We start from the raw sequence: 1,360 nt of genomic DNA, 5'->3' as shown, positions 1-1,360 counted from the left end.
GGCCAGACCCATGATCCACATGTCGGCGCCGATGCCCGGCGAGCGGACCGCGTCCGACAGCGGGCTGTAGGCGAACCAGCCGAAGTCGGCCGCGCCCTGCGGCGTGAGGAAGCCCCCGACGGCGATGAGCGAGCCGAACAGGTACAGCCAGTAGGCGAACATGTTCAGCCGGGGGAACGCCACGTCCGGCGCGCCGATCTGGAGCGGCATGATCCAGTTCGCGAAGCCGGCGAACAGCGGCGTCGCGAACATCAGCAGCATGATCGTGCCGTGCATCGTGAACGCCTGGTTGAACTGCTCGTTCGACATGATCTGCAGACCAGGCCGGGCGAGCTCGGCGCGCATGAACAGCGCCATCACGCCACCGATGACGAAGAACGCGAACGACGTCACCAGGTACAGCGTGCCGATCGTCTTGTGATCCGTGGTCGTCAGCCACTTCAGGTGCCTCATGCCCCGCCTGTGTCCGCGCCCCGCCCTGACGTCACACTTTCCTGACGCGACGAGAATCACGGAAACGGGTGTGACGATCGGCAAGGTGCCGGACACGAACGGGACATGAGCAACGACGAGAACTTCGCCGCTGCCTATCGCGAGCACTACTGGGCGGTCAGCCGCTATGTCGCGCGGCGACTGGACGGGCGGGCCGGCGAGGTGGAGGAAGTGGTGGCGGAGGTGTTCATGGTCGCCTGGCGGCGCCGGGCCGACCTGCCCTCCTCCCCGCTGCCCTGGCTGTATGGCGTGGCACGCAACTGCCTGGCCAACGCGGTACGCGGCCACGGACGCCGCCGCCGGCTCGTCGACCGGCTCGGCAACGACGACACCGCCCACGGACGGCACATCGCGGAAGGCCCCGAAACCGAGACCCCCGGCGCCTGGGTGCACGAGGCACTCGCCCGGCTCTCCGCGTCCGACCAGGAGGTGCTGCGCCTGACGGCCTGGGAGGAACTCGACATCGACGAGGTCGCGGTCGCCCTCGGCTGCGGCAGACGTGCCGCCACGATGCGGCTGCACCGGGCCCGCCGCCGCCTCAGAGCCGAGATCGACCGCATGCGTCCCGTGGTGGCGGCGGACACCGGCACTCACTACGCGAGGGGGACCGGCGATGACTGACGTGCTCTCCGGGCCGCCCGTCACTGGAGTTCTCTCCGGGCCCGTCACCGACACCGCGCTCGGCCGCGACGCACACGCCGTCACCAGGACCGCGATTGATCACGATGTGCAGGTCCGGCCCTGGGCCGCGCCTGGCCGTGATGCGTACGCCTGGTCGTGGGTCGCGCCCGGCCGCTGCGCGCACGCCCGGCCCTGGACCGCACCCGGCCGCGACCCGCGCCCCCTGCCCGCGCCGCCGACCGGCGGC

General features: G+C 71.0%; 3 protein-coding genes. 2 read left to right on the top strand and 1 reads right to left on the bottom strand.

Translation table 11 applies throughout. The features are described 5' to 3' along the window. Window positions 1-453: cbb3-type cytochrome c oxidase subunit I (locus CA983_RS43695; RefSeq protein ID WP_244207358.1), on the bottom strand; the 453-nt coding region annotated here is incomplete at its 3' end. A gap of 105 nt (window positions 454-558) precedes the next feature. Between CA983_RS43695 and CA983_RS43690 the strand changes: the two genes are divergently transcribed. Further along, the gene (locus CA983_RS43690) at window positions 559-1,113 is read left to right on the top strand and encodes an RNA polymerase sigma factor (RefSeq protein ID WP_086606115.1); all 555 of its coding nucleotides are present in this window, start codon (window positions 559-561) and stop codon (window positions 1,111-1,113) included. Further along, a partial coding sequence (locus tag CA983_RS47420) for a hypothetical protein (protein WP_143645840.1) occupies window positions 1,106-1,360 on the top strand: 255 nt, incomplete at its 3' end. The genes CA983_RS43690 and CA983_RS47420, both read left to right, overlap by 8 nt.

The sequence above is a fragment of the Streptomyces swartbergensis genome, assembly GCF_002148965.1.
Classification (GTDB): domain Bacteria; phylum Actinomycetota; class Actinomycetes; order Streptomycetales; family Streptomycetaceae; genus Streptomyces; species Streptomyces swartbergensis.
Note: the sequence above shows the minus strand (reverse complement) of the source record. Positions and strands in the feature narration are given on the sequence as shown.

Bases quoted from the DNA above. Each gene is read 5' to 3' on its own strand.
- CA983_RS43690 (WP_086606115.1), top strand. From the start codon at position 559: ATGAGCAACGACGAGAACTTCGCCGCTGCCTATCGCGAGCACTACTGG.